The organism is Achromobacter marplatensis (assembly GCF_002209535.1).
In the GTDB taxonomy this organism is placed as follows: domain Bacteria; phylum Pseudomonadota; class Gammaproteobacteria; order Burkholderiales; family Burkholderiaceae_B; genus Achromobacter; species Achromobacter marplatensis.
The window spans coordinates 48613-73104 of the sequence record NZ_NJIG01000006.1 but is presented as its reverse complement, the minus strand read 5'-3'; the positions used below and the strand labels follow the sequence as shown (position 1 = coordinate 73104).

Below are 24492 nucleotides of genomic sequence, written 5' to 3'. Positions count from 1 at the left end.
CTACCTCAGGTGCCGCGGTTGATCAGGCGGGACATGGCCTCGATGGCAAGTTCGTAGCCATCGCCGCCCAGCCCCGCGATGACACCATCCGCGGCCTTGGAAATATAGGAATGATGGCGGAAGGCTTCCCGCCGCCAGATGTTGCTCATGTGAACTTCGATGATCCTGCCTGGAAAGGATAACAAGGCATCCAGGATCGGCACCGACGAATAGGTCAGGCCAGCCGCGTTGATGATGACGCCCTGCGCGGCGCCGCGCGCTTCCTGGATCCAGTCGACCAACTGGCCTTCGTGGTTGGACTGGACGAAGTGCAACTGGATGCCCAGCGAGGCGGCCTTGCTTTCGCAACGCTGCTGCAGCACGGGAAAACTGTCGGAGCCATAGGTCTTGTTGGCATCCAGCCCGTAGAGATTGGCGTTCGGCCCGTTCAGAAACCAGACCGTGGAAGAGGTAGTGGTGGCGCTTGGCGTCGTCATGGAGGCAGTCTCAGGCGTCATGGGGAAGGGTCACCTGCATGGCAGGCAATTCGTTGAACACGGAAAACCACGCTGCGGCGCTCGGATGCGCAGTACGCCAGTCCAGTTCAGGAAAGCGGAAATCCAGATACCCCAGGGCGCAGGCGAGGGTCAGGTCTCCGATGCTCGGATGCGTTCGCGGCAGCTCGTCTGCCTGCGACTCGATATCCGCCAGGCAGGCCTGGACTTTGACGAGCTGCGCCTCGCGCCACTGGGGCCACTGGATCTCGGCCGGCCGGGCCGTGTGCTCGTAGCGCGCCAGCAGCGCGGCATCCAGCAGGCCGTCGCCCAGGGCCTGGCGCGTCAACGCCACCCAGCGGGCTGGCCCCGCCGGAAACAACTGCGTATCGCCGGCAGCCTCGGCCAGATACTCGCAGATCACGCGGCTGTCGTAGAGCGCTCTACCGTCCGGCAGGATCAGGGTGGGCACCTTGGCCAGCGGATTGTGGGCGGCGATGCGCGTATCGCGGTTGACCGGATGCGCGGCGCTGGCCAGCCATTCGATCTGTCTGGCCTGGCCGGTCAAGTGCGCGCACACCATCACCTTGCGCACGAAGGGGGACGTCGGGGCATAGAGCAGTTTCAATCCATTCTCCGTTTGTCAGGGTTTGAGGACCAGCTTGCCAAACACCTTGCCGCTTTCCAGCAACTGATGCGCACGCACGGCCTCGGCCAGGGGCAGGCTTTGCGCCATCCTCGGCCGGATACGGCCCGCGGCCACCAACGGCAGCACATGACGTCTGAGCGCAACCGCCATCCGGGCCTTCTCGCCATCGGTCTGCGGACGCATGGTCGAAGAATGCAGGCTCAACTGCTTTTGCATCAGGGTCAGCAGTTCGATCGTGACGGCCGATCCCTGCAGGAACGAAAGGCTCACGTGACGCCCGCCGAAGGCCAGCGCCTGCAGATTGCGCCGCACATAATCGCCGCCGACGATATCCAGCACGACATCCACGCCACGGCCCTGCGTGAAAGTGGCGCAGGCTTCGACGAAATCCGTGTCATGAAAGCAGATCACCTCGTCGGCGCCGAGTTCGCGCAAGGCGTCCAGGCGGTCGCGTTCGCCGTCCGTGGCGATGACCCGCGCGCCGGCGGCGTGCGCCATCTGGATGGCCAGCGTGCCGATACCGCCGCCGCCGCCATGGATCAGCACGGTCTCCCCCATGCGCAGGCGGCCCAGTTCGAACAGGTTGTGCCACACGGTGAACAGGCCTTCCGGCAGGGCGCTTGCCTGCGCATCGTCCAACGCCTCGGGCACTGCCAGCGAGTGATCCACGCGCGCCACGCACCACGGCGCATAGCCGCCGCCCGCAAGCAGGCTCATGAGGCGCCGCCCGCGCAAGGCATCCGGCACGCCTGGCCCGCAAGCCACTACCTCGCCGCAAGCCTCCAGCCCCAGCACGTCGGTCACGCCCGGCGCCGGCTTGCTCACGCCCTGGCGCTGCATGATGTCGGGCCGGTTGATGCCGGCCGAATGCACGCGCAACAACACTTCGCCCGGGCCGGGCGCCGGGACGGGCCTGCCGGCCAGCGTCAATACCGTGGCATCGCCGGGCTCGCGGGCGATGATGGCTTGCATTTCAGCGGGAATTTGATTCATGGCACTGTGCCTCGCGGACGAATGGAAACTCGGCGGCTGCGCAGGCGCCACCGCCAGGAAAGGGCATCGCGTGAAGCCGTCTTCAGGACGGCGCGTTGAAGACACTGACCCCGTGGCCGGGCAGAGCAAGGCCCGCCACGGCGCCCACGGGCCATTCATGCAGGCAATTCAGGTCGAAGGTGCGCACCATGACGTGCTGGCGCCCTTCCACGGGAATGTGCACATCCAGGTACAGATCCACGTGATCGCCCTGGAACACGTGGTTGACGACCGTGCCGCTCAGGACTGATCCGCTATGCAGGGCTTCCAGCTTGATATGTTCTGGCCGTACATAAAGATCAAGCCGGTGGCCCTCATGCGACCCGCCCACCAGACGCTGGCGGGGAATATGCGTCAGTCCCGCGCCCAGGCGCAGCTGGATGGTTTCCGCGCTGGTGCCGTGATAGTGCGCGGGCAGGATGTTGACGTCGCCCAGGAACGATGCCACGAACGGATCCTGCGGATTACGGTAGAGCTCGTCGGGCGTGGCGACTTGCCGGATCACGCCCTGGTTCATCACGGCGATGCGATCCGACATGCTGAGGGCCTCGCCCTGGTCATGCGTGACGAAGATCGTCGTCACGCCCAGCCTGCGCTGGATATCGCGGATTTCCACCTGCATGGCGCCGCGCAGGCTCTTGTCCAGCGCGGAAAATGGCTCGTCGAGCAACAGGACCTTGGGACGGATCACCAGCGCCCGCGCCAGCGCCACCCGCTGCTGCTGGCCGCCTGACAGTTCGCGCGGCTTGCGCTCGCCCAATCCCTCCAGCTTTACCAGGGCCATGGCTTCACGCACCCGCCGCTCGATCTCGGCGGCCGGCACGCGCCGCATCCGCAGGCCGTATGCAATGTTGCGTTCCACGGTCATGTGCGGAAACAACGCGTAGTTCTGGAACACGATGCCGATCTGGCGCTGATACGGCGGCAGCGCCGTGACGGGCGTGTCGTCGATAAAGATCTCGCCCTCGTCGGCGTCGGCGAAGCCCGCAATCAGGTTCAGCAAGGTGGTCTTGCCGCAGCCCGACGGGCCCAGCAGCGTCAGGAACTCCCCGCGCTCAATCTTCAGGGACACCTGTTGGAGCACCGCGTGATCGCGATATTTCTTGACCACTCCCTCCAGGCGGACGGCGCTGGAGCTATCGGAGGAATAGGGACTATTCGGCATGGCTGCTGCACTCACGGAGTTCAGTTTCCCGGCGCGAAGATTCCGGGAAAAACAGGCGGTGGCCGCATGGCACGCAAGGCTGCGGCGCCAGCGTTTCTGGTGCAGTCAAGAATACGGTAAAGCCCTGTTTCCAGTGCGTTGCCGATGCTGATGGGGGCCATCGGAAAAAAGAAATCACGACGGCCCAAGCGCGTTCGCGCGTGCCGCCCGGCTAAACAGACACCTTTGCTTTTTCCTAAGTCAGCCGTCTGAAAAACGAAGTTATCAACTTAGGGCTTCGGGGTCACACTGCGTGCCAATCGGATCGTCGTGTCAGCCTCGAGACGCACCAGGGTCTCGGTATTTCTTAGGATCTTCACATGTCAATTGAAAAAACCAATACGCTGGTGATCGGCGCCGGCCAGGCCGGCATCGCAATGAGCGAGCACCTCGGCGCCATGGGGATTGCGCATATCGTGCTCGAACGCAAGCGGATCGCCGAACGCTGGCGCTCCGAACGCTGGGACTCGTTGGTGGCCAACGGCCCCGCCTGGCACGACCGCTTTCCCGGCTTGAAGTTCGATGACGTCGGACCCGATGTCTTCCCGCCTAAGGAGCGCATGGCCCAGTACTTTGAAGACTACGCCAAGATGCTCAATGCGCCGGTGCGCACCGGCGTCGAAGTCCTGCGCGTCCAGCGCAACGAGAAGCGTCCGGGCTTCACCGTCACCACCTCCGCAGGCACCATCGAAGCCCAGCACGTCGTCGCCGCGACTGGCCCCTTCCAGGTCCCCACCTATCCGAAAATCGTGCCGGAAAGCGCCGGCATCCAGCAGCTTCATTCCTCGGCCTACAAGAACCCGGGGCAATTGGCCGACGGCGCCGTGCTCGTCGTCGGCGCGGGCGCCTCCGGTTCGCAGATCGCCGAAGAGCTCCGCCAGGCTGGCCGCACCGTCTACCTGTCCGTGGGCGAACACTACCGGCCGCCCCGCTCCTACCGTGAACGCGACTACTGCTGGTGGCTGGGCGCGCTGGGCATGTGGGACGAAGTCAAGAAAAAGCCCAAGCGCGAACACGTCGCCTTCGCCGTAAGCGGCTACGAAAACGGCAAAACCGTCGACTTCCGGCGCCTTGCCCGCGACGGCATCCAATTGGTAGGCATCACGACCTCCTACGAAAACGGGGTGCTGCACTTCGCCGACAACCTCGGCCGCGATGTCGCCCAGGGCGATGCCGACTACTTCGAAGTCTTGCGCGAAGCCGACGCCTACATCGAGCAGAATGGCCTGGACCTTCCGCCCGAGCCCGACGCCTGGAAACTGCTGCCCGACCCGGAGTGCCTCACCTACCCCATCCTCAGCCTGAACCTGGCCGAGGCCGGCATCAAGACCATCCTGTGGGCAACCGGTTTCAAGGTCGACTTCAGCTGGATCGACGTCGACACCTTCGACGAAAAGGGCTACCCCATCCACAAGCGCGGCATCTCCGCCGAAAAAGGCATCTACTTCTTAGGTCTGCCCAACCTCACCAACCGCAGTTCCTCATTCATCTGGGGGGTTTGGCACGACGCCCGCTACATCGCCGACCATATCGGGATCCATCAGGACTACCTGGCATACAAGAAGGAATGACGGAGTCCGCGGCGGGCTTGGTTCGGGCCTGACGCAAAAAACCCGCATCCTGATCGGGGGTGCGGGTTTTTTATGCTGATGTGCTGGCTAACCCTAAAACATCGAACCTTCGGGCAGGGCAGGCAGGGTTGTTACGTCGAAGTCGGGAAATTCGCGACGCAGTCGTTCAAGGTTCATAAGGGACGCATAGCGCAGCCGTGGCGCGGCCGGCGATCATGTCTTCGAACAGGGCCGCTAGGCTCGGGGCGACCTCGCGGGTGTCCTCGAATTCCGGCTCGATGCCGTGCACGATGCGGCCCGAGTCGCGTTCTATCGCCAGAAATTCGTATTCGCCGGCAACGCTCATGTAGATCGGCACGCCACCTGCTGTTGAGCGAGCCTTACCTTTTCAATCTTGTCTGCGACCTCTACCAAGGTGACGGGCTCCGCGGCGAGATCAATTTCATGGCCGTGGAAACGCTCCGGGTCCTCGAAGGCAGCGGCTGCGAACGCCCCAATGTCCTGCGCCGCGATCTAGTCGAGCTTGGTATCCGGTTGAATCGCAGTCTCAAACTGACCGCGCGCGGCGAGCGAGGGGAACATGGAATCCGCCATGGGTGGCACCAGATCCTCCATGATCAGAGCCGGCTTCAGAATTACCCAGTGGCGGAAGCCTTGCTTCTTCACCATGTCGTTCACGGCCGCCTTGTTCTTCCAATACAGCGGTTCCCAGTGTCCCTCCTCCCTGCCAACAAAGTTCTCGTGGTCACCCGCGCGGGCGACAGAGGTGTGCACGATTACGCGCACATTTGCGCGGTGCGCAGCCTCGATCAAAGCCCTGTCGGTTTGAATTTCGGTCTCCGGGTCTCCGGGGTGCGATCCCATCTGCATTGAAAAACGCCGTCCACTCCTGCCAGCGCGGCGTCGAGGCTCGTGGGATCAGTAAAGTCGCCCCTTACGACGTCCACGCCCTGCGCTGAGAGGGCTTGGCCCGCTGCCGAGGCCGGATCACGCGTCAAAGCGCGCACTCGACGGCCAAAAGCAGCCCTCAGCGAAAGGTCGCTGCCGACCGAGGCTGGGTGAAAGCGCTCGCAGCTAGCATCGCTTTCATCATCTGCGACACGCCGTAAGGAGACCGCCATCGACTTGATCGCGGGCCTAAAGTCGACGTCGCGTCATCAACCCAGGCCCGCCTGGCGCGCTATTCGGGCGCGCGCACCTATCGCTAACACCAATGGCTGATTGATGGTGTTGAAGCCGAGTCCTACTCTGCGTCTGCGCCTGATCGTCAGGCCCCGACGCCTGCGTGCTAAAGCGCGGCGACGCCCCCTTTCACCCATCGAGAGGGCACGCCCCTCGTTCCCAGTTCCCCGGAGGATTCCATGTGCCCATCCATCGCCCGCGCCGGTGACGGCGGCACGCTGCCCTGCGGTTTCGCGCCGCGCAAACGCAGCTTGCCGATAACGCTTGAGCGGCTGGCAAAGACTATGTTGCTAAGCGGCCAGAACTCCGTCGCCGACGTCGCCCGTGCCTGCAAGCTGTCACGCACGCATTTCACGACAGTATTTCGCGACGCGGAGGGCACTACGCCCCACCATTGGGTGCTTTTGCAGCGTGTTGCCGAAGCCCGCGAACAATTGCAGATACCGAACAAGACGCTGGCTGATATCGCGCTGGATTGCGGGTTTTCCGACCAGGCCCACTTCACGCGCGTGTTTCACAACGTGGTGGGCGTGCCCCCAGGCGCTTGGCGTCGCGCGGCCAAGGCCTGACGCCGCCCGGTAATCGCCGGCGCATCAACACATCGGATTCCACGCCTATACGAAGGCGTTATTGTGCCGCCGAGGGCCGACCCATAAGCTTCGTTTCGTCCGCTGCCGGACGCCTTTTAATGCCACGGGATGCGCGCGCATCCCCTTTCACAATCCGTCTGCTTGCGCCCTGCAATCACGCATCGACAGACCCTTTGATCCTACGCCATGACCCAATCCAAACTTGAAGTTTTGACCCCGCAAAACAGCCAACTGATCTTCATCGACCACCAACCCCAGATGGCATTTGGCGTGCAGTCCATCGACCGCCAGGTTCTGAAGAACAACACGGTCGGCCTGGCCAAGGCCGGCAAGATCTTCAACATTCCCACGACGATCACCACCGTGGAATCCGAGAGTTTCTCGGGCTACACGTACCCCGAATTGCTGGATGTGTTTCCCGACCAAAAGGTGCTGGAACGCACGTCGATGAACTCGTGGGACGACCAGAAGGTGCGTGACGCGCTGGCCGCCAACGGCCGTAAGAAGGTCGTCGTGGCGGGCTTATGGACCGAAGTCTGCAATACGATGTTTTCGCTGTGCGCCATGCTGGAAGGCCAATACGAGATCTACATGATGTCGGATGCCTCGGGCGGCACCAGCAAGGAGGAGCACGACCAGGCCATGCAACGCATGATCCAGGCGCGCGTCGTGCCGGTGACGTGGCAGCAGGTGCTGCTGGAATGGCAGCGCGACTGGGCGCACCGCGACACCTACGACGCCGTGATGGCGTTGGTGAAGGAACATTCCGGCGCCTACGGCATGGGCGTGGACTACGCCTACACGATGGTGCACAAGGCCCCGCAGCGCACCCATACATTGCACGAGGCAATCGCCCGGGTTGCGGCCCGATAAATCTATCTTGCACACAGGACAAACGAACATGAATTCGCAAGCGCAGACCGCCTCCGCATCGGGCACCGCCGGCCAGACCATCGTCACCCGTGACGGCACCCATATCTATTACAAGGACTGGGGCGCAGGGCAGCCGGTCGTTTTCTCGCACGGATGGCCGTTGCACGCCGACGCCTGGGACGCGCAGATGCTGTTCCTGTCGGAACGCGGCTTTCGTGTCATTGCCCATGACCGTCGCGGCCACGGCCGTTCTGGTCAGCCGTCCCAGGGCAACGACATGGACACCTATGCCGATGACCTGGCCGCCCTGCTTGACGCGCTGGACATCCAGGGCGGGACGTTGGTCGGCCATTCCACCGGCGGCGGCGAAGTCGCCCGCTATATCGACCGCCACGGCAGCAAGCGCGTTGCGCGAGTGGTGCTGATCGGTGCGGTGCCGCCCGTGATGGCCGAGACCGCCTCCAACCCTGACGGTTTGCTCGGCGATTTAACGAGAAACAGCGAGGGTTACGCCACTGCCAGATTTTTCTCGAAACTCCCCACGTCGCTTCCTCATACGGCGGCACTCTCAACACCGACCTTAGCTGGGGATGTTCACCTCTGACCCATTTCGGCCAGGAGCAGACCGTTGGCGCGTCCTTGCGTTCGACAGCATGAGCTGTATCGGACGTTCTATTGGGTTTTATTGGGGGAGGCACCCAAAAGAAGTAAATTGAGGCAGGCCGTTGCCGATACCCTGATGGCTGAACCCTTATTGGAGAAAAAGATGAGCGCCCCGACCTTCGCTATGCGCATCGCCGCGATGAACGCAATGTATAAGCTGCCGGCGCAGCCGAGTCCCGCACTCCCCGCTGATCCAGCCGACAGGTTGCGAAAATTCAAAGCGACTCTGCTCGACGAGGTCAATGAGATTGACGAGATCGTCACGGCCATCGAACGGCAGGCGGCACCATTGGAAGTTCTTGTGGCGGTCGCCGATCTCCTCGGCGACGTGATCGTCTATTGCCGTTCTGAAGCGCTAAAGTATGGCATTCCGCTCGAAGAGGTATTAGCGATCATTATGGATAGCAATGAGAGCAAGCTCGGCGCAGATGGCAAACCAATCTATGACGGGAATGGTAAGTTTCTGAAGGGACCGAATTACTGGAAGCCCGAGCCTAAGATCAAGGAACTCTTGCAAACTGCCATCGCCCAGGCCTAAACAACTTCAAGCGGTTACGGCGGGAACCTCGGCCGCCGACATGTTATCGCGCTCAACCATTACCGTGAATCGGTGCCATACGTCGACACCCGACGAACGCTTTTTCTTTCGACGCGGGTGATCAAACAGTAAGCCTACCTGCTCGGGATAGACACTTGCAAAAATCGCAGCCGCGATACCGCAGGGCTTCGGGCCGATAGGCGCAACGAACATCCGCTTGTCGAGACCAAGCGTGTCCCGAGTGCGTTCGAGGCATTCGAACGCCGCCTCGGGGTCATTGGCCGAACAGTAGTCGGGCTGAAGCTTGTGTCCTTCCAGCGCGGCAAGGTGCGGGATAATTGCATCGAGCTCCCAGCCAGGGTGAAAGGCAGGGATTCCGAATACTACCTTTACGTCCTTGGATGCAATCATCTGATATTCCTCGAGCGCACGGTCTAGCCGCTCAGGCTCGAAGCCGAGGAAGAAGACACCCGCCTCCACCTCCTCGCTTGCAAGGTCTACGATAGCATTCGGAATAGCTACATAGCCGCGGGTCGGTTCGGATAGCGCGAACAGGTCAGCGCCCTTTCCCTCGCGCGTGTACTCAGCCGGCTCCACGTAAATGATATTGATCGATGTGGCGCCGTTCGCAAGCAGTGCGTTCGTGGCGCAAAACAGTTCGGCGAAACCAAGTGTGGTCGCTTCTAGTACGACATTGCGCCAGTCATATTCCGACAGTAGCTCCCCAGCCAAATCGCCGGATTCCTTCCGTGTACCGACAGTCAAAGACATGTCGTCCACATCAAAGTGGAGAGGAACCCGGGCATCTTCCGCTGCGCTCTGGCATGCTGATACCCCTCTATCATCGAGCTCTTCACCGTGCAGCAGAATCATGTTCTGTGGCAGCCGAAGGTCCGCAGCACTTTTTCCTTTTTCTGAAAAAAATTTTACTCTCATGATAAATGCAGACCCAGTTGCTGCACGTCGGTATCCGAAAGCTGCCGCGCAAGCCCACGTGCCAAGGCTTTGTATTCGTTCTCGTTCCCTAAGACGAGAATGTGGAACTGTTCCACCGACAGTTCAATCTTGCGTTTTCGCCTATAGCTGATTTGGAAATAAGGCGAGTAAATTGGATTGAGCTGGTAGTCGACGATATCCTGGCCAACGCCGGATTTTGATTTGGTTTCTAACTGCTCTACCAAGATGCCATAGCGCAAAGCCTCCGCGATGAAAGCCAACTCTTCTCCATCGAGGGCGCGTCCGCCAGAATTTATCGTGAACTGATTCTGTTCGGGCTCGCTCATGGTCAGGCTAGCCTGCATAGCGCGGAAGATATTGCCCAGCCTCAATACGAACATTCGCAGCGGCTCTCCGAACCGTCCAAAGGTTCGAATTTCTTTGATCAACTGCTCTGAAGCGTCATAGGCCGCGCGGCATTGGATTTCTACAGCGTAAGGCGAATCGGGCTCGTCTCGCAATTCCGCCACCTCGAGAGTCTTGTAGCAGAGGATCAGGAAATTTCGAAGGTTGTTGTTGGACATCGTGCATAGGGTTTCGAAGCCGCTGTACAGCGGACACTCCCGCCCGAAAGGCCGATACAACTCTAGCAGGGCGCCAAACAAGTTGTTGTGCACCCAACTGGTATTGAACTGACCTTTCTGATCAACCGCAAAACTCTTTAGCTCGGTTAAGACCTTGGCGGGCTGAAGTGTCTCTCGGTTCAAGAGCGCCGGCAATGTCACGATGGCTTCTGCCGGGGCTCCTTCAAACAGAAAGTCATCGACAGTCAGGGCGCTTTTACGGTCTTTCAGGGCCTTGCTTATTCGCTCGTGAATGCTCTTGCGCAAAGGCGCCTGCTGCAAAGCTTGAACCGCGATCTCTTTGTCCGTCATGTGTGGGAAACGCTGGCGCATTTCCGCTAGCACAGCCCTTTGATACGCCGGGGTCTGGCGCTCGGCCAGCCGTGCAGGCGATCTGACGATTCCCAGGCGCTCACTCTCCAGATGGCCAGCGGCAATGTCGAGGTTGCCGAGGAAGACCTCGGCAAAAAAAGGCATCGCAGCTCCGCTAAGAGTGAGGAGGTAATCTAGGTCTAGGAGTCGATAGTCGTGAGTCGCGCTGATTGATTCGGCTCCCGTCGTATCGTTATTCGAAGGGTGTTCCTTCGAAGTGAAACTCACAACCAAGGGGCGCTGGCTGTGTTTCAAGAATGCATTTAGTACGTGGCGCTGGTAGGGCACCAAATTTTCGACTTCATCGACGTATACGAATACTGCAAGCGTCGAAAGCGCTTCATTGGCCTGCAAGTCGGTGATCAAAGACTGAATGAACTCACGCCCCGGCGGCAGCGTCGGGCAGCTCATAGTTTTCACGTTGGACACCCAGGTCGTGAACCTGCGGCGCAGCGATTCGAGGAATTTGGCAAGCTCGCGAACGTCGGTGGGTGCCTCTACCAGATAGTCCGCGGCGCTAAGCAATTTCAGGGCTGCGAGGTCCTCACACGTGAATCCCGGGAAAGCACTTTCGGCAATGGCCTCGATGGAATGCAGCAACTCGGTAGCGATCACCAAGCCGAAATAGCTCTCGAATACCACGCTCCATTCATTGTCCTCGATACCTCGGGACTTAAGCGAACTACAGAACTGTGTGTCGACTCGCCAGTAGATGCCGACATGGTTGATTGCATCAGGCGGAATCTCCTTGCGACGCTTGGAGAACGCAGTGTGGTAGTCGAAGTACTTCAACAGCATGGTCTTGCCGCACCCACGCTTTCCGGTAATGTAGACCGAGCGTGTGGCTGACGTGAGCGCCAGCCGATCGAAGTAGGGAGGAATAAAGAACTCGCCCCACACATCAGCGCTGAGCTCCTCTGCGCGGGTGCGCGCAAGCATGGAAGCATCAATATGCATAGTTAAGCCTATCGTTCTATCAGAGGTTTCCAAGCTGCTGAGACGCCCCAGAGCAACTGAATAGAGTCATCGGGGACGCCGTGACTGAATGCGACCAATGCCCCGATGTCTCCGTAGCCATTTCCTCCGTCGCCTTCATCAAATGGTTGTGCCCGTTTGTGAATCTCAGCGTAGACCTGAAGAGGCGTCTTCTCATATTGCCACTGCCCTGATTCGATCCACTTTTTGGAAAGCGCAGTAAAGCAGGTTTCTGGTGTCAGTAGCTCACCGCGGAACAACTTTACCTGAGGAAACTCGTCGTGCAGATAAGTACAAGCATCTTGGTGCGCGATACCGACGGCGATGGCGACGCGGCCGCTGGAATAGTTCACGTCCCAACTCCGAAGGAAGGTCGCGAGTTGCGTGCCAGTGTAGGTGCCGTCGTCGACGACGATGAACCGCTCCTTATCGCTTAGCACGTTGACGCCCGATGGAAATTGCTTCTTGATGCCGTAGCGCTGGTTGACCGCCCGCGCGATCAGGTCACCGCTTTTGCCAGGTTGACCCATGCCGTACTGGACGAGCGACGGCGGGCCACAATAGAAATCGAGGCCGGCTGCACCTCTCAAAGCATCCGTCCAGGCTACCTTCCCTCGCTCGCCAATTTCGTCAAGGAAGTGAAGCGCAGCCTGTTTCAACGCCTGTCGCATGGATGACTGAAGCTGCTCATTCGTACGGAAGATCAGGTTGCGTAGAATCAACCAAGCCAAAGTCTTTTCTTCGTCTCCACTAAACTGCTTGACCCAAACCTTGATGCGCTCAACGGACAGTGGGTTGCGCACATTCGAACGGCTAAGCGCATGCACTGCTCGTTCCACGCCAAGTAGATCGAAACCTCCGTATTGGGGAATTTGCGACATCGTCTGGCTCGTTTAGAATTGAATTTCAGAAAGATTGGCTTTCGACAAAAACCGGGCAGCAACGCCGTGGGCCGATGTTGCTCGAGCGTGCTGGCCTGCTTTGCTTTCAAAGAAGCGATAGAGCCTTTCTCGATACTTGTCGCTAGTGCGCAGCGCAAAAATGCAATCACTAATGACGCATGGCCCGTGCACCACGAGTGCGAGTCGGTTCTCGAGCCCCCGCCCAACCCGCGCCAGCAAGATGTCGCCGGGTTGCGCAAGGCGCGCAACGCGCTGAGCAATCTTAGCTGCGCGCTCACTGAGGGCGAAGTGCTTTGGGACGATGCGGACGGCGAGTTCACCAGCCGGCGCCGCAAAATCTCCGAGGTGGAACACCGGAGCAGCGAAATCCGCGATCTCTGACGAGCAAATCGTCCCACGGACGATCTCATTTACCACTGTGCCTACGGAGATTAGTTGGTCGTCTCGGATGCCGGTATGCGCGTGAAAGTTGTAGTCAAGCCGCTTAGTCGCCAAATCCTGGGGGACTCCAATGGGCTCGCTCAGACTACCGTCATTTCCCATCTGCCGCAGCTTCACGTAGTGAGTCTCGCCCGCCAGCTTAGAGAGCATAACGAGATAGGTTTGAGCTTCCGTGCCCCTGAACACACGACGCGGAAGTTGCACAACCTGCTCGACGATGTGTTGGCGCAGTAGAGCTTGGCGCACGCCACGGTAGCACTCGGCCGCAATTAGGCCGTCAGGTAATATCAAGCCTAGTTTTCCGTTGCGGCGCAGTAGACGTAGATTTTGGGCTAGGAAGAGCAGGTCGGCGCCTGCGTCATGGATCGAGGTCAGCACACCTGAAAGACCAGCATCCTCTAGAATCTTGCCAAAGTCGGAGCGCCACCGGGGCCGAATGTAGGGAGGGTTGCAGACGGCCACATCCACTGTGCCCATGCGCAACCCGATCTTCTCAGAGAGCGCAGCATCAAGCGCGTCATGCACGAAGTGGCTGTGCCTCAGCCTCGAACCAAAGCGTTTCACATCTAGTCGGTCTGGGGCTTGCCGATCAACGTCCACCGTGACAAGTTGGGCATCATGCCATCGGGCAGCGGCGGCAGAACATAGGGATCCCGAACCGGAACCGAGTTCGACCACTAGCCTCGGCTTTTGCACGTCAATATGCTCAATCAACGAGCGGCTCACGTCCGACGATGTGTAGTATCGCCCCCATGGATCAGAGTGCTGCCCAGGCCGGGCTAAGTGCTGTCTAGGCTCACTTGATAATGCCATCATTTTCCTCGCCTAGCACGGCGCCTTTTTTGAAGCGGCATTGACCTATTTTGGGTTGCGCCGCACACGGAGTGTATCTCAGGCAGAAGCTCCGACGCACCGCAAAGTGCGGTCCCAGGACAGCAATATTCAATGCAAACAACTGCTTTGCGGTCACCGTTTTCTGAGGCGTAGGATCGCTCCGGGCGTTTTCGGCAATGTGCCGCCGCTGGCGCTGTCAAGCGGCAGATACTCAATGCTAACGAAGCTGCGCCGTAGCCGAAGGCGAGGCGTCCTCCTAAGCGACCCAATCAGCGAATATTCATCATTCACCTTCGATGCTAACGGCCGCAGCACCTACCTATCTGCCTGATATGCGCCGGAAATGCGAGACATGACGTCGTCAAAGGAAAACGTCGGATCAAAGTTGGGCTCGAATGATCCTTGCTTGCCGTCAAAAACGTAGGTGGCACACATGCAGGTATCCTCAGGCTCATTACATTCACCACAGTTCGGATTGCAATATTCAATCATCTGCTCAATAGGGTCCTCCCAATCATAGGAGGCCATACTGTCGTCATGCGTGATTTGAATGTTTCCGCGTGCAAACTCAAGAACCTCGTCGTCATCATCGAAATCCAACCCTGAAACGGCACTTATAGCAGGAAGGAGGACGGACCGAGCATAGTCGAATCTATACCCCTCAAGAAAACAAATTACCCGTCCATTTTCTGGAGCAAGGCATTTGAATGAAATCGAACCATATTGATCGATTATATTCTTGTATCTCTCTTCGTTGAGTTGAATATGCTTGAGTGAATTATTAACCGCATCAATCAATTCGAACTTCCTACCGCGAAAGCGCGCTCCCTCTACGCTAAAGTGCTGGTCGAACGCTTTTACAAAGGCAGTTCGGCTCTCATTTAAACCGTCCACCTTTCGGATTGCGTGTATATAGTCAACGGCATGGGCGACAAATAGGTTTACCCCAAAGGCCTCGTGCAAACTAACAGAGTTGCTTGTTACGTTTTTCGAGAACTCTGATGTTACAGGATTGAGTATGCGCGCCACGTATGCGCGGTAATTACTGCAGGCGTCTGCGAGTCGTGAGTCCATAAATCTCAGTGTTGGGCCTAGCATTTACAGTCCAGGGCGGCATTGCGTCGGCTAGTGAACGCTATAAAAGTTCTGCGATCGAATTAGGTAAGCACTATAGCCTGCGTGTCCAGCAATCGTGTGCGCAATGAGTGTTCATGTATATGAACTCGGCTTGCCGTCACGCTGCATGACTGGATCTGGATGGCGGCTCCGGGTCGTAAGAGGCCCCTCATCAAGGACTGCTCGCGGCCAAAAGCGACCAATCCAAGTGGTACTCGGAACCCCCATGGGTATCCAACGGTTTCCACAGCGTCCGCGGTGGAGCAGCCGGCCTTTTCGCCCAAGCCGCGTATTACGGGACGTCCATCAGCGCAACGATGTCCTCTTTAGGTATAGCGGATCCGTTGCCCCTGAAGGTATGAGTAAGGTGGCACTCGCCGTAATCTGATAGCAAATAGGCCCAGAGCGTGGCGCAGTAGTCATCGATGTTCGAGATTGTTCCTTTGAACTTCACTACGACGGGTTTCAGCCGTTCTTCGATGATTCCGCTCAGATCGACCACCCCTCCTTGCCCAATAAAGCTGGGAACCCACAAATCCTGGATAGCCTCTGGAACCCGGTAACGAACTCCGCTTGGACTAGAGCTGGCAGCAGTGAAAGTGTTCCATGCGTAGGGGCCACACTTCTCGGCTGCGGTGCCCTCGAGCTCGCTGCGAAGCTTCACGATTCCCTTAGCATACTGCTTCGCAACAAGTTGCTTCTCAAGAGGGAGCCATTCGGTGATCTTGTCCAAAAAGCGCCCCACACCTTGCGACGAGCCCAGCAGTCCTTCATCAAACCATGAAGGGCAGCCATCGTAGCTTGTCGAATGGTAGTAACAAGCGTGGGTAATATCGGCACGAGGGGAAGCTTTCAGCAGGTGGCATACCACAAAGTGGAACCCCGGCGAATTAATCTGAGAGTAAACATCCGCGATTTTAAGCACTTCCGGATTTCGAAGAACTATGTCGATTTGCTCAGTGGAAACCGCATAGATATCAGAGAGAGATCTAATGGCGTCTTCTCTGTAGTCACAGCTCGGGATAGAGCCCATCGTAGGCACCGGCCTCATCAAAGAAATGAAGCCAAGAGAATATCAGGCTGAGCGCACATAATCCGCTCAGCGTCCAGGCCGTCAGTGGCTGAACCGACTCTTGGATCCTAGACATCTTCGAGTCACAACTTCTGAGCGAATGCGGTCCCTTGCGAGGGTCAGCAAATGGTCGAAAGCGGAAGTTCTCTGAAAGCTGGTCGAGGCTATCGCTCACCCGTGACGACCCGGTGCCAAGAAATTCTCAAAAAACCGGACTCGGGGCTAAGTACCTTTGGGGCTGAAATCGACCCAAGTGCCAGATCTGCTTTGGGCTGACACATTTTGTTTAATCTCAATCCGCATGACGCAAATCCCAAGTTGGGCGGCGTTCGACAGTTGGGTGGCGTTCGACGCCGGCTCCACGCACCCAAATATGTAACAACACGGCCTCCCCCCCTTGAAGCCCGGAACATCATCCCTATAATTAGCACTCGACACCGGTGAGTGCTAACAGCCCTCCCGGGGCTAACCGATCATTCACTTTTTTCAAGTAAACAGGAGTTCCTCATGGCCTTGCGTCCCCTGGGCGATCGCGTGATCGTCAAACGCCTCGAAAACGAGCGCAAGACTGCCTCGGGCATCGTCATCCCCGACAGCGCCGCAGAAAAGCCTGATCAAGGCGAAGTCGTGGCCGTCGGCCCCGGCAAGAAGACCGAAGACGGCAAGATTCTGCCGGTCGACCTGAAGGCTGGCGACAAGGTTCTGTTCGGCAAGTACGCCGGCCAGTCCGTGAAGGTTGATGGCGAAGAACTGCTCGTCATCCGCGAGGACGAAATCCTCGCCGTGGTTCAGTAACCCCCGCCTCAAACGAATTTTCGAAGGAAGCTAAGAAATGGCTGCCAAGCAAGTATTGTTCGGTGACGACGCCCGCGTGCGCATCGTCCGCGGCGTGAATGTTCTCGCCAACGCTGTCAAGACCACCCTGGGCCCCAAGGGTCGCAACGTCGTGCTGGAGCGCTCGTTCGGCGCCCCGACGGTGACCAAGGACGGCGTGTCCGTCGCCAAGGAAATCGAACTGAAGGACAAGTTCGAAAACATCGGCGCACAACTGGTCAAGGACGTTGCTTCCAAGACCTCCGACAACGCCGGTGACGGCACCACGACCGCCACCGTGCTGGCTCAAGCCATCGTCATGGAAGGCCTGAAGTACGTTGCCGCCGGTTTCAACCCGATCGACCTGAAGCGCGGCATCGACAAGGCTGTCGCCGCTGCCGTGGCTGAACTGAAGAAGCAATCCAAGCCGGTCACGACCAGCAAGGAAATCGCTCAAGTCGGCTCGATCTCGGCCAACAGCGATTCCTCCATCGGCCAGATCATCGCTGACGCGATGGACAAGGTTGGCAAGGAAGGCGTCATCACCGTCGAAGACGGCAAGTCGCTGGAAAACGAGCTGGACGTCGTCGAAGGTATGCAATTCGACCGCGGCTACCTGTCGCCCTACTTCATCAACAGCCCGGAAAAGCAAGTTGCCGTGCTGGAAGACCCGTTTGTCCTGATCTTCGACAAGAAGATCAGCAACATCCGTGACCTGCTGCCCGTGCTGGAACAAGTTGCCAAGTCGAGCCGTCCCCTGCTGATCATCGCAGAAGACGTCGAAGGCGAAGCGCTGGCCACCCTGGTTGTGAACAACATCCGTGGCATCCTGAAGACCACCGCCGTCAAGGCTCCGGGCTTCGGCGACCGCCGCAAGGCCATGCTGGAAGACATCGCCATCCTGACGGGCGGCACGGTGATCTCCGAAGAAACCGGCATGTCGCTGGAAAAGGCCGGCCTGGCTGAATTGGGCCAAGCCAAGCGCATCGAAGTGGGCAAGGAAAACACGACGATCATCGACGGCGCTGGCGACAGCAAGTCGATCGAGGCTCGCGTCAAGCAAGTCCGCATCCAGATCGAAGAAGCCACGTCCGACTACGACCGTGAAAAGCTGCAAGAACGCGTGGCCAAGCTGGCCGGCGGCGTTGCCGTGATTCGCGTTGGCGCTGCCACCGAAGTCGAAATGAAGGAAAAGAAGGCTCGCGTCGAAGACGCCCTGCACGCTACCCGCGCTGCAGTGGAAGAAGGCGTTGTGGCTGGCGGCGGTGTTGCACTGCTGCGCGCCAAGCAAGCCATCGCTGACCTGAAGGGCGACACGCCTGACCAGAACGCCGGTATCAAGCTGATCCTGCGTGCTGTGGAAGAGCCGCTGCGCACCATCGTCACGAACGCCGGCGAAGAAGCCAGCGTCGTGGTCAGCAACGTGCTGAACGGCAAGGGCAACTACGGCTACAACGCTGCAACCGGCGAGTACACCGACCTGGTTGAGCAAGGCGTGCTGGATCCCACCAAGGTGACCCGCACTGCCCTGCAAAACGCTGCCTCCGTCGCCAGCCTGCTGCTGACGGCTGAAGCCGCCGTGGTCGAACTGGCCGAAGACAAGCCCGCTGCCCCGGCCATGCCGGGTGGCATGGGCGGCATGGGCGGCATGGACTTCTAAGTCCCGCTTCCCTTGCAACGCCTCCCCGGCTCACGCCGGGGAACGCAGTATCCTGAGAAACCCCCGGACCTTCGCCCCGGGGGTTTTTCTTTTGGGGTCGCCGGACGCCCACTGGCCGAATTACGCCCTGAGCGGTGCGAACACGTTTGCGCACAAACTGTTGGTTTCGCCTGGGCGCATGCGTCCCTACAATAAAGGGTCCACAGACCGAGTCCAGACCCATGCGCCTTCCTCAGAGCCTGCGAGCCTTGCGTCCGTCAGAAATCGGCGGATTGCTGATGGATTCCGCCAACCAATGGTCAAGCCATCGCGCCTCCAGCAAGGGGGCAGCCCTGGCGTTGTACATGGTGTTCTCGCTGGCGCCCATGCTGATCCTGGTGATCGCGGTGGCGGGCGCGTTCTTTGGCGAGGATGCGGTGCGCTCCGAGTTGTTCTCGTCCCTGCGGGACCTGACTGGCGAACGTGGCGCGGAAGTCATCCAGACCGTGCTGGCCAGCGCCCATGAATCGGGTGGCGGCTGGATTGCGGCGCTGATTTCGATCTTTGTGTTGATCTTCAGCGCCACGACGGCGTTTGCCGAACTGAAGGCCAGCCTGGACGACCTGTGGGAAGTGCCGCCTAACCAGAAGGGGGGCATCCAGGGCATGGTGCGCAGCCGCATGCTGTCGTTCGGCCTGGTGCTGGTGCTGGCCCTGTTCCTGCTGATCTCGCTGACCGTGAATGCCGGCCTGGGCGCCGCGCGCAAGTTCTATGGCGACCTCTGGATGGCGTCCACGTTCGCCACGGTGGCAGACTGGCTGTCCAGCCTGTTTTCTTTTTCGGTGGTGGTGGCGCTGTTCGCCGTGATCTTCAAGCTGCTGCCCAGCGCGCGAATTTCCTGGCAGGACGTCATCCCCGGCGCCATCGTGACGGCGGCCCTGTTCCTGGTCGGCAAATGGGGCATCGGAGTCTACCTGAGCCGCGGCGCCGCGGTCTCCGCGTATGGCGCGGCCGGCTCGCTCATCGCCCTGCTGCTGTGGATCTATTACTCCGCGCAGATCTTCTTCTTCGGCGCGGTGTTCACCCGGCAATTCGCGCTGCGCTTCGGCAAGGCGGCGGATGTCGCCCCGACGGAGCCGCCCTCGGCGGATTCCCCACCCCCACCCGCCGCCTGATCCGCTGTCAGGCGGGATCCTGGGGCTCCAGCCCCACCATCAAGCGCAGGCACTTCAAAAATACGGGCCGCAGTTCTGGCGGAATCGGCGCCAGCACCGCGGCCTCGACGTCGGCGTCTTGCGGCAGGATGCGCGCCAGCAGCGCCACCCCTTCCTCCGTGATCTCCAGCGCATAGGCGCGCCCGTCTTCCGTGGACCGCGTGCGGCGCACATATCCCTTCGCGGTCATGCGGGCCATCATTTCTGCAAAGGAATTGCGGTCCAGGGCGATCAGCTCGGCAATGCGGTTCTGCGTGGCGCCGGGGTTCTGATAGACGGTGATCAACAAGGCCTTCTGGCGCGGCGTGAGGTCTTCGTCCGGGAAGGCTTGCGCGAACAGGGCTTCGGCCCGGAAATGCGCGCGGCGCAGCAGGTGCGAGGCGACCTGGGTCAGGTCGAAAGCTTGCAGGTCGCGGGGCGGAGCCGCTGCGGAACGGGCGGTGGCGGTCATCGGGCTTCCATGGGTTGTGCCTGCCGATTGTAGGCGTTGGCTCCCTCGAAAATGCGCATTGACTTGGCGCCGGCCACTGCCTATGATCCAAAATATAGTACGTATACGTATTTATTGACCGCCAACCCGAACACCATCCAAGGGGCCATATCGTGACGATCCGCCAACTGCGCAACTACATCGACGGCCGCTTTGAAGACGGCGCGTCCACCTTCGACAAGCACAGCCCGGTGGACGGGCAGCATATTGCCCAGGTCCATGAAGCGAGCCAGGACCAGGTCAACCGCGCCATCGCGGCCGCGCATCGGGCGCTGCCGGCCTGGGCCGGTTTGTCGGTCGAGGCGCGCACGGACCACCTGCTGGCGCTGGCTGACGGCATCACCCGGCGCTTTGACGACTTCCTGCAGGCCGAGATTGGCGACACCGGCAAACCGGTAGGCTGGGCCGGCAAGATCGACATCCCGCGCGGCGCCGCGAATTTTCGTGCCTTTGCCGAACTGGCCCGCACGCTGGATATGGAAAGCTACATGACGGACACGCCCGACGGCCGGCAGGCGCTGAACTACGCCTACCGCAAGCCGCTGGGCGTGGTGGGCGTGATCTCGCCGTGGAACCTGCCGCTGCTGCTGTTGACCTGGAAGGTGGCGCCCGCGTTGGCGTTCGGCAACACCGTGGTCATGAAGCCGTCGGAAGTCACGCCCAGCACCGCCACCCTGCTGGCCGAAGTGGCGGACCAGGCCGGGCTGCCCGCCGGCGTGCTGAACCTGACGCACGGTTTCGGGCCGGGATCGGCCGGCGAATTCCTGACCACGCATCCGGACATCGACGGCATCACCTTCACCGGTGAATCCGCCACGGGCGCCACCATCATGCGGGCCGTCGCGCCGGGCGTGAAGCCGGTGTCGTTCGAACTGGGCGGCAAGAATGCCGCGCTGGTGTTCGCCGATGCCGACTTCGACGCCGCGGTCGACGGCGTCACGCGGTCGGTCTTCGCCAATTGCGGACAGGTCTGCCTGTGCACGGAACGCGTGTACGTAGAGCGCCCGATTTACGAACGCTTCGTCGCCGCGTTGGCGGCCCGCGCGCGCGACATGCGCATCGGCTGGCCCCTGGACCCCGCCACGGAGATGGGCCCGCTGGTGTCGCGCGAGCATCGCGAGAAAGTGCTGTCGTACTTTGCGCTGGCGCGCGAAGAAGGCGCTACCGTGGTGGCGGGCGGCGGCGTGCCGGTGTTTGGCGACGCTCGCGATGCGGGCGCCTATGTGCAGCCCACCATCTGGACCGGCCTGAAAGAGGACGCCCGCTGCATCAAGGAAGAAGTGTTCGGCCCGGTGTGCCACGTGGCGCCCTTCGACACCGAGGAAGAGGCCATCCGCCTGGCGAACGACACGCGCTACGGCCTGGCCGCTGCGGTCTGGACGCAGAACCTGACGCGCGGGCACCGCGTGGCGCAAGCCATGAAAGTGGGCCTGGCCTGGGTGAACTGCTGGTTCCTGCGCGACCTGCGCACGCCGTTCGGCGGCAGCGGACTGTCCGGCATCGGCCGTGAAGGCGGCCGCCATTCGCTGCATTTCTATACTGAACCCACCAACGTCTGCATCAAGCTCTGACCCTGTCCACAAAGGAACGCAAGATGACCCAGTCCAACGTCAGCGCCACCGTCGTCGCCGGCAAGGCCACGCCGCGCGGCAAGTATCCCCACATCAAACGCGCCGGCGACTTCCTGTTTGTCTCCGGCACCAGCTCGCGCCTGCCCGACAATCGCATCGCTGGCGCTGAAGTCGACGCCATGGGCACGACCACGCTGGACATCCGCGTGCAGACGCGCGCCGTCATCGAGAACATCGGCGACATCCTGGCGACCGCCGGCGCCACGCTGGCCGATGTGGTCGAGATCAGTACTTTCCTGGTCAACATGAACGACTTCGGTGGATACAATCAGGTCTATGGCGAGTTCTTCGACGCCGATGGCCCGGCGCGCACCACCGTCGCGGTGCATCAGTTGCCGCACCCGCAATTGCTGATTGAGATCAAGGCGGTCGCCTACAAGCCGCTGGCGCGCTAGCTTCCGGCTACGCGGCGGGCAGATGATGGGCGACGGCATTTCGCGTTCACACAGGGAACAGGATGACGGCTCGCGGCGCACCGCCGGCGCCGCCCCACGCATGTCGAACTTCCGCATCACGCCCAACGCGCTCAGCCACAAGCTGAAGCTGCACCAACTGCAGATCTTCGAACGCGTGCTGGCGCGCCGTTCGCTGTCGCGCGCGGCCAGCGAACTGCATCTGACCCAGCCCACCGTCACTAAAGCCATCCACGACCTGGAAGCCTTTTTCGGCGCCACGCTCTTCGAACGGTCGAACCGGGGTGTCACGCCCACCGAACTGGCCCTGGTGCTGGGCCGCCGAGTCCACGCCATGATGGCCGAAGTCCGGTACATGGCCGACGACATCGACGCCGTGCTGGGCGGCGCCAGCGGCCACGTCGTCGTGGGCACTCTGATCGCCGCCTCCGCGAAGCTGCTGCCCGAAGCCATCGCGCGCCTGATGACGGAACACCCCGGCATCCAGGTCACGGTGCGCGAAGGTCCGTCCGCCCAACTGCTGCCCGCGCTGGCCACCGGCGACGTCGACATCGTCGTGGGCCGCCTGCCCGGCGCCGACATGGCCTCGATTTCCGGCGTGGCGGTCGACCACCACAAGCTGTACCGCGAATCGCTATGCCTGGTGGTGGGCGCCCAGCATCCGATGGCCCACGCGCAATCGGTATCGCTGCCTGACCTGATCGACCACATCTGGATCCTGCCCGCGCCCACCTCGCCGCTACGCGCCTCCGTCGAACGCACCTTCTTCGACGCCGGCCTGCGCCTGCCCGCGCGCCACGTCGAGTCCTTATCACTGCTGACCAATATCGGCATCCTGATGCACAGCGACGCCCTGGCCCTGATCCCCTACGACGCCGCCGCGCAATTCCTGTCCATGGGCCTGCTCGTCCGCCTGCCCACCGACGTCTTCGGTGACTTCGGCGACGTCGGCTACTCCATCCGCGCCGACCGCCCGCTGACCCCGGCGTGCCAACGCCTGGTGGACTACCTGAAAGCGATCGCATCGCAACGGCCGTAGCACGCGCGCGGCGTCGGGCCTTGCCACGATGATGGGTTACGCGCGAAGAACAGCCGCGTTCTTCTGCCCCGCTTGCCGCGCTCCACCCATCCTACAAATGCCACCGCACGCGTTCGTGCCCAGGGTCATCACCTCGTGATCCCCCACGATTCAATCCGCCATCCCAGTAGCACAACTCAAACGCCACGACGCAAGACACCGCCAAAGCCCCAAAAGGCCGCCCGCGCGGCCGGCCTGGGGCGAGCCCCGCAAGATCCTCCACCCCCACCCCACCCGCGGCGAGCACCCCAAGCACACCTTCCTCCCCCGCTGACGGCCGCTTGCCGCTGACGCAGCGCGGCGTGGCGCGTGCCCGCGGTGCGCGGGGAGTCGATAAGCCCGAGGGAATCTGAAGGCAGCCGCCGTAGGCGGCAACGAAGATGACAACGGGGAAGTCCGGAGCGAAGGCTCCGGACCGCAATCGTTGACCCGCGCACCGCGGGCACGCGCCACGCCGTGCGTCTCAAGAACCAACAACCGCCCCATCAGGGAAACCCCGCGATAGATAACCCGAATGTCCACCCCGACAATTTCTATTATGCAGCCCCCCTCCCCCCGCCTAGACTGCATCAACAACGTCCTCCCCGGAGACCCTCATGCCCGCCTACGGCCCGCCGTTGAATTTCCAGCGCTGGATACAAGACCACGCGCATCTTCTGAAGCCGCCGGTCGGCAACCAGCAGATCTGGCAGGACGCGGACTTCATCGTCACCGTCGTCGGCGGCCCGAACCTTCGCACCGACTATCACGATGACCCGCTGGAAGAATTCTTCTACCAGATCAAAGGCAACGCCTGGCTGTCCCTGTGGGTGGACGGCAAACCCGAACGCGTGGACCTGAAGGAAGGCGACATCTTCCTGCTTCCCCCGCACGTGCGGCACTCCCCGCAACGCCCGGAGACCGACAGCGCCTGTCTGGTCATCGAGCGCCAGCGCCCCGTGGGCCTGGTCGACGGCTTCGAATGGTATTGCCCGCATTGCCGCCACCTGGTGCATCGCGTCGAAGTGCAGTTAAAGAGCATCGTCACCGACTTGCCGCCGTTGTTCCAAGGCTTTTACGCCAGCACGGAAAAGCGCACCTGCCCTGGTTGCGGAGCAATCCACCCGGGCAAAGGCCACGCGCCCTCGCCCCAAGCCACCCCTGCCTAGTCTCCCTGCGAAGCCGCTTC

The 24492-nt window shown here is 60.8% G+C and carries 25 protein-coding genes and 1 pseudogene; 12 read left to right on the top strand and 14 right to left on the bottom strand.

All coding sequences use genetic code 11. The features are described 5' to 3' along the window. Positions 1–5: 5 nt before the first annotated feature. The 4 genes from CEY09_RS15615 to CEY09_RS15600 all read right to left on the bottom strand — a co-directional run bounded on the left by CEY09_RS15615 (position 6) and on the right by CEY09_RS15600 (position 3319). Positions 6–476, bottom strand: a complete 471-nt coding sequence (locus tag CEY09_RS15615) for a type II 3-dehydroquinate dehydratase (protein ID WP_088589337.1) — start codon at positions 474–476, stop codon at positions 6–8. A 10-nt stretch (positions 477–486) separates the two neighbouring features. Then, complete coding sequence (locus CEY09_RS15610; protein WP_088589336.1) at positions 487–1101, bottom strand: glutathione S-transferase; 615 nt, start codon at positions 1099–1101, stop codon at positions 487–489. Positions 1102–1116: 15 nt separating this feature from the next. Continuing rightward, positions 1117–2115, bottom strand: coding sequence for an NAD(P)H-quinone oxidoreductase (locus CEY09_RS15605; RefSeq protein WP_088589335.1), 999 nt, complete (start codon positions 2113–2115; stop codon positions 1117–1119). Between the two features lie 82 nt (positions 2116–2197). After that, positions 2198–3319: an ABC transporter ATP-binding protein gene (locus CEY09_RS15600; RefSeq protein ID WP_088589334.1), complete on the bottom strand. Its 1122-nt coding sequence runs from the start codon at positions 3317–3319 to the stop codon at positions 2198–2200. A 359-nt stretch (positions 3320–3678) separates the two neighbouring features. Between CEY09_RS15600 and CEY09_RS15595 the strand changes: the two genes are divergently transcribed. Next, positions 3679–4929, top strand: a complete 1251-nt coding sequence (locus tag CEY09_RS15595) for a flavin-containing monooxygenase (RefSeq protein WP_006227645.1) — start codon at positions 3679–3681, stop codon at positions 4927–4929. A gap of 166 nt (positions 4930–5095) precedes the next feature. Here CEY09_RS15595 and CEY09_RS15590 read toward each other — a convergent pair whose 3' ends face one another. The 3 genes from CEY09_RS15590 to CEY09_RS32785 all read right to left on the bottom strand — a co-directional run bounded on the left by CEY09_RS15590 (position 5096) and on the right by CEY09_RS32785 (position 6050). After that, positions 5096–5275, bottom strand: coding sequence for a hypothetical protein (locus CEY09_RS15590; protein ID WP_234818315.1), 180 nt, complete (start codon positions 5273–5275; stop codon positions 5096–5098). A 167-nt stretch (positions 5276–5442) separates the two neighbouring features. Further along, the gene (locus CEY09_RS15585; protein ID WP_143219563.1) at positions 5443–5799 is read right to left on the bottom strand and encodes an SDR family oxidoreductase; all 357 of its coding nucleotides are present in this window, start codon (positions 5797–5799) and stop codon (positions 5443–5445) included. Then, positions 5739–6050 carry an NmrA family NAD(P)-binding protein gene (locus tag CEY09_RS32785; RefSeq protein WP_088589332.1) on the bottom strand — a complete coding sequence of 104 codons (312 nt, stop codon included), beginning with the start codon at positions 6048–6050 and terminating at the stop codon, positions 5739–5741. The genes CEY09_RS15585 and CEY09_RS32785 overlap by 61 nt, the downstream gene beginning before the upstream one ends. A 240-nt stretch (positions 6051–6290) precedes the next feature. Between CEY09_RS32785 and CEY09_RS15575 the strand changes: the two genes are divergently transcribed. From CEY09_RS15575 to CEY09_RS15560, 4 genes and pseudogenes are all read left to right on the top strand, one after another. After that, positions 6291–6680, top strand: a complete 390-nt coding sequence (locus CEY09_RS15575) for a helix-turn-helix domain-containing protein (protein WP_088589331.1) — start codon at positions 6291–6293, stop codon at positions 6678–6680. 207 nt (positions 6681–6887) lie between these two features. Then, on the top strand, positions 6888–7574 hold the full coding sequence (locus CEY09_RS15570) for a hydrolase (RefSeq protein ID WP_088589330.1): 687 nt from the start codon (positions 6888–6890) through the stop codon (positions 7572–7574). A gap of 28 nt (positions 7575–7602) precedes the next feature. Then, a pseudogene (locus CEY09_RS15565) lies at positions 7603–8112 on the top strand (alpha/beta fold hydrolase); the annotation flags it as partial. Between the two features lie 228 nt (positions 8113–8340). Further along, entirely contained in the window at positions 8341–8775 is a 435-nt protein-coding gene (locus CEY09_RS15560) for a pyrophosphatase (RefSeq protein ID WP_088589329.1), read from the top strand. A 6-nt stretch (positions 8776–8781) separates the two neighbouring features. Here the strand turns inward: CEY09_RS15560 and CEY09_RS15555 are convergent, their stop codons facing one another. From CEY09_RS15555 to CEY09_RS15530, 6 genes are all read right to left on the bottom strand, one after another. Further along, the gene (locus CEY09_RS15555; protein ID WP_143219562.1) at positions 8782–9711 is read right to left on the bottom strand and encodes a hypothetical protein; all 930 of its coding nucleotides are present in this window, start codon (positions 9709–9711) and stop codon (positions 8782–8784) included. Continuing rightward, positions 9708–11663 carry an ORC-CDC6 family AAA ATPase gene (locus CEY09_RS15550; protein WP_088589327.1) on the bottom strand — a complete coding sequence of 652 codons (1956 nt, stop codon included), beginning with the start codon at positions 11661–11663 and terminating at the stop codon, positions 9708–9710. The genes CEY09_RS15555 and CEY09_RS15550 overlap by 4 nt, the downstream gene beginning before the upstream one ends. 8 nt (positions 11664–11671) lie before the next feature. Beyond that, entirely contained in the window at positions 11672–12562 is an 891-nt protein-coding gene (locus CEY09_RS15545; protein WP_143219561.1) for a phosphoribosyltransferase-like protein, read from the bottom strand. A 12-nt stretch (positions 12563–12574) separates the two neighbouring features. After that, entirely contained in the window at positions 12575–13837 is a 1263-nt protein-coding gene (locus CEY09_RS15540) for an N-6 DNA methylase (RefSeq protein WP_234818332.1), read from the bottom strand. Between the two features lie 336 nt (positions 13838–14173). After that, on the bottom strand, positions 14174–14932 hold the full coding sequence (locus CEY09_RS31950) for a hypothetical protein (RefSeq protein ID WP_143219560.1): 759 nt from the start codon (positions 14930–14932) through the stop codon (positions 14174–14176). 334 nt (positions 14933–15266) lie between these two features. Continuing rightward, positions 15267–16007 carry a hypothetical protein gene (locus tag CEY09_RS15530; protein ID WP_088589323.1) on the bottom strand — a complete coding sequence of 247 codons (741 nt, stop codon included), beginning with the start codon at positions 16005–16007 and terminating at the stop codon, positions 15267–15269. 546 nt (positions 16008–16553) lie between these two features. Here CEY09_RS15530 and groES point away from each other — a divergent pair. The 3 genes from groES to CEY09_RS15515 all read left to right on the top strand — a co-directional run bounded on the left by groES (position 16554) and on the right by CEY09_RS15515 (position 19673). Continuing rightward, complete coding sequence (groES, locus tag CEY09_RS15525) at positions 16554–16841, top strand: co-chaperone GroES (protein ID WP_006221616.1); 288 nt, start codon at positions 16554–16556, stop codon at positions 16839–16841. Between the two features lie 37 nt (positions 16842–16878). Continuing rightward, positions 16879–18519 (top strand): chaperonin GroEL, encoded by a 1641-nt coding sequence (groL, locus tag CEY09_RS15520; RefSeq protein WP_006227642.1) that lies wholly within the window; start codon positions 16879–16881, stop codon positions 18517–18519. A 221-nt stretch (positions 18520–18740) separates the two neighbouring features. Beyond that, entirely contained in the window at positions 18741–19673 is a 933-nt protein-coding gene (locus CEY09_RS15515; RefSeq protein WP_088589322.1) for a YihY/virulence factor BrkB family protein, read from the top strand. A gap of 7 nt (positions 19674–19680) precedes the next feature. On the opposite strand, the gene CEY09_RS15510 is transcribed toward CEY09_RS15515, so the two are convergent. After that, the gene (locus tag CEY09_RS15510; protein WP_088589321.1) at positions 19681–20163 is read right to left on the bottom strand and encodes a MarR family winged helix-turn-helix transcriptional regulator; all 483 of its coding nucleotides are present in this window, start codon (positions 20161–20163) and stop codon (positions 19681–19683) included. A 152-nt stretch (positions 20164–20315) separates the two neighbouring features. Here CEY09_RS15510 and CEY09_RS15505 point away from each other — a divergent pair, with 152 nt between their 5' ends. The 4 genes from CEY09_RS15505 (at position 20316) to CEY09_RS15490 (ending at position 24472) form a co-directional block, all read left to right on the top strand. Beyond that, positions 20316–21773: a 2-hydroxymuconic semialdehyde dehydrogenase gene (locus CEY09_RS15505; protein ID WP_006227639.1), complete on the top strand. Its 1458-nt coding sequence runs from the start codon at positions 20316–20318 to the stop codon at positions 21771–21773. 23 nt (positions 21774–21796) lie between these two features. Next, entirely contained in the window at positions 21797–22228 is a 432-nt protein-coding gene (locus CEY09_RS15500; protein WP_006227638.1) for a RidA family protein, read from the top strand. A gap of 25 nt (positions 22229–22253) precedes the next feature. After that, the gene (locus CEY09_RS15495) at positions 22254–23285 is read left to right on the top strand and encodes a LysR substrate-binding domain-containing protein (RefSeq protein WP_088589606.1); all 1032 of its coding nucleotides are present in this window, start codon (positions 22254–22256) and stop codon (positions 23283–23285) included. 635 nt (positions 23286–23920) lie between these two features. Further along, positions 23921–24472, top strand: coding sequence for a 3-hydroxyanthranilate 3,4-dioxygenase (locus CEY09_RS15490; protein ID WP_088589320.1), 552 nt, complete (start codon positions 23921–23923; stop codon positions 24470–24472). Positions 24473–24492: the final 20 nt, after the last annotated feature.

What these genes read in the sequence shown, in the direction of transcription:
- CEY09_RS15555 (WP_143219562.1), bottom strand. Translation starts at nt 9,711, where the DNA reads ATGAGAGTAAAATTTTTTTCAGAAAAAGGAAAAAGTGCTGCGGACCTT.
- CEY09_RS15540 (WP_234818332.1), bottom strand. Translation starts at nt 13,837, where the DNA reads ATGGCATTATCAAGTGAGCCTAGACAGCACTTAGCCCGGCCTGGGCAG.
- CEY09_RS31950 (WP_143219560.1), bottom strand. Translation starts at nt 14,932, where the DNA reads ATGGACTCACGACTCGCAGACGCCTGCAGTAATTACCGCGCATACGTG.
- CEY09_RS15575 (WP_088589331.1), top strand. Translation starts at nt 6,291, where the DNA reads ATGTGCCCATCCATCGCCCGCGCCGGTGACGGCGGCACGCTGCCCTGC.
- groES (WP_006221616.1), top strand. Translation starts at nt 16,554, where the DNA reads ATGGCCTTGCGTCCCCTGGGCGATCGCGTGATCGTCAAACGCCTCGAA.
- CEY09_RS15595 (WP_006227645.1), top strand. Translation starts at nt 3,679, where the DNA reads ATGTCAATTGAAAAAACCAATACGCTGGTGATCGGCGCCGGCCAGGCC.
- CEY09_RS15615 (WP_088589337.1), bottom strand. Translation starts at nt 476, where the DNA reads ATGACGACGCCAAGCGCCACCACTACCTCTTCCACGGTCTGGTTTCTG.
- CEY09_RS15515 (WP_088589322.1), top strand. Translation starts at nt 18,741, where the DNA reads ATGCGCCTTCCTCAGAGCCTGCGAGCCTTGCGTCCGTCAGAAATCGGC.
- CEY09_RS15600 (WP_088589334.1), bottom strand. Translation starts at nt 3,319, where the DNA reads ATGCCGAATAGTCCCTATTCCTCCGATAGCTCCAGCGCCGTCCGCCTG.
- CEY09_RS15590 (WP_234818315.1), bottom strand. Translation starts at nt 5,275, where the DNA reads ATGAGCGTTGCCGGCGAATACGAATTTCTGGCGATAGAACGCGACTCG.
- CEY09_RS15500 (WP_006227638.1), top strand. Translation starts at nt 21,797, where the DNA reads ATGACCCAGTCCAACGTCAGCGCCACCGTCGTCGCCGGCAAGGCCACG.
- CEY09_RS15550 (WP_088589327.1), bottom strand. Translation starts at nt 11,663, where the DNA reads ATGCATATTGATGCTTCCATGCTTGCGCGCACCCGCGCAGAGGAGCTC.
- CEY09_RS15585 (WP_143219563.1), bottom strand. Translation starts at nt 5,799, where the DNA reads ATGCAGATGGGATCGCACCCCGGAGACCCGGAGACCGAAATTCAAACC.
- CEY09_RS15605 (WP_088589335.1), bottom strand. Translation starts at nt 2,115, where the DNA reads ATGAATCAAATTCCCGCTGAAATGCAAGCCATCATCGCCCGCGAGCCC.
- groL (WP_006227642.1), top strand. Translation starts at nt 16,879, where the DNA reads ATGGCTGCCAAGCAAGTATTGTTCGGTGACGACGCCCGCGTGCGCATC.
- CEY09_RS15545 (WP_143219561.1), bottom strand. Translation starts at nt 12,562, where the DNA reads ATGTCGCAAATTCCCCAATACGGAGGTTTCGATCTACTTGGCGTGGAA.
- CEY09_RS15490 (WP_088589320.1), top strand. Translation starts at nt 23,921, where the DNA reads ATGCCCGCCTACGGCCCGCCGTTGAATTTCCAGCGCTGGATACAAGAC.
- CEY09_RS15495 (WP_088589606.1), top strand. Translation starts at nt 22,254, where the DNA reads ATGGGCGACGGCATTTCGCGTTCACACAGGGAACAGGATGACGGCTCG.
- CEY09_RS15510 (WP_088589321.1), bottom strand. Translation starts at nt 20,163, where the DNA reads ATGACCGCCACCGCCCGTTCCGCAGCGGCTCCGCCCCGCGACCTGCAA.
- CEY09_RS32785 (WP_088589332.1), bottom strand. Translation starts at nt 6,050, where the DNA reads ATGGCGGTCTCCTTACGGCGTGTCGCAGATGATGAAAGCGATGCTAGC.
- CEY09_RS15570 (WP_088589330.1), top strand. Translation starts at nt 6,888, where the DNA reads ATGACCCAATCCAAACTTGAAGTTTTGACCCCGCAAAACAGCCAACTG.
- CEY09_RS15560 (WP_088589329.1), top strand. Translation starts at nt 8,341, where the DNA reads ATGAGCGCCCCGACCTTCGCTATGCGCATCGCCGCGATGAACGCAATG.
- CEY09_RS15530 (WP_088589323.1), bottom strand. Translation starts at nt 16,007, where the DNA reads ATGGGCTCTATCCCGAGCTGTGACTACAGAGAAGACGCCATTAGATCT.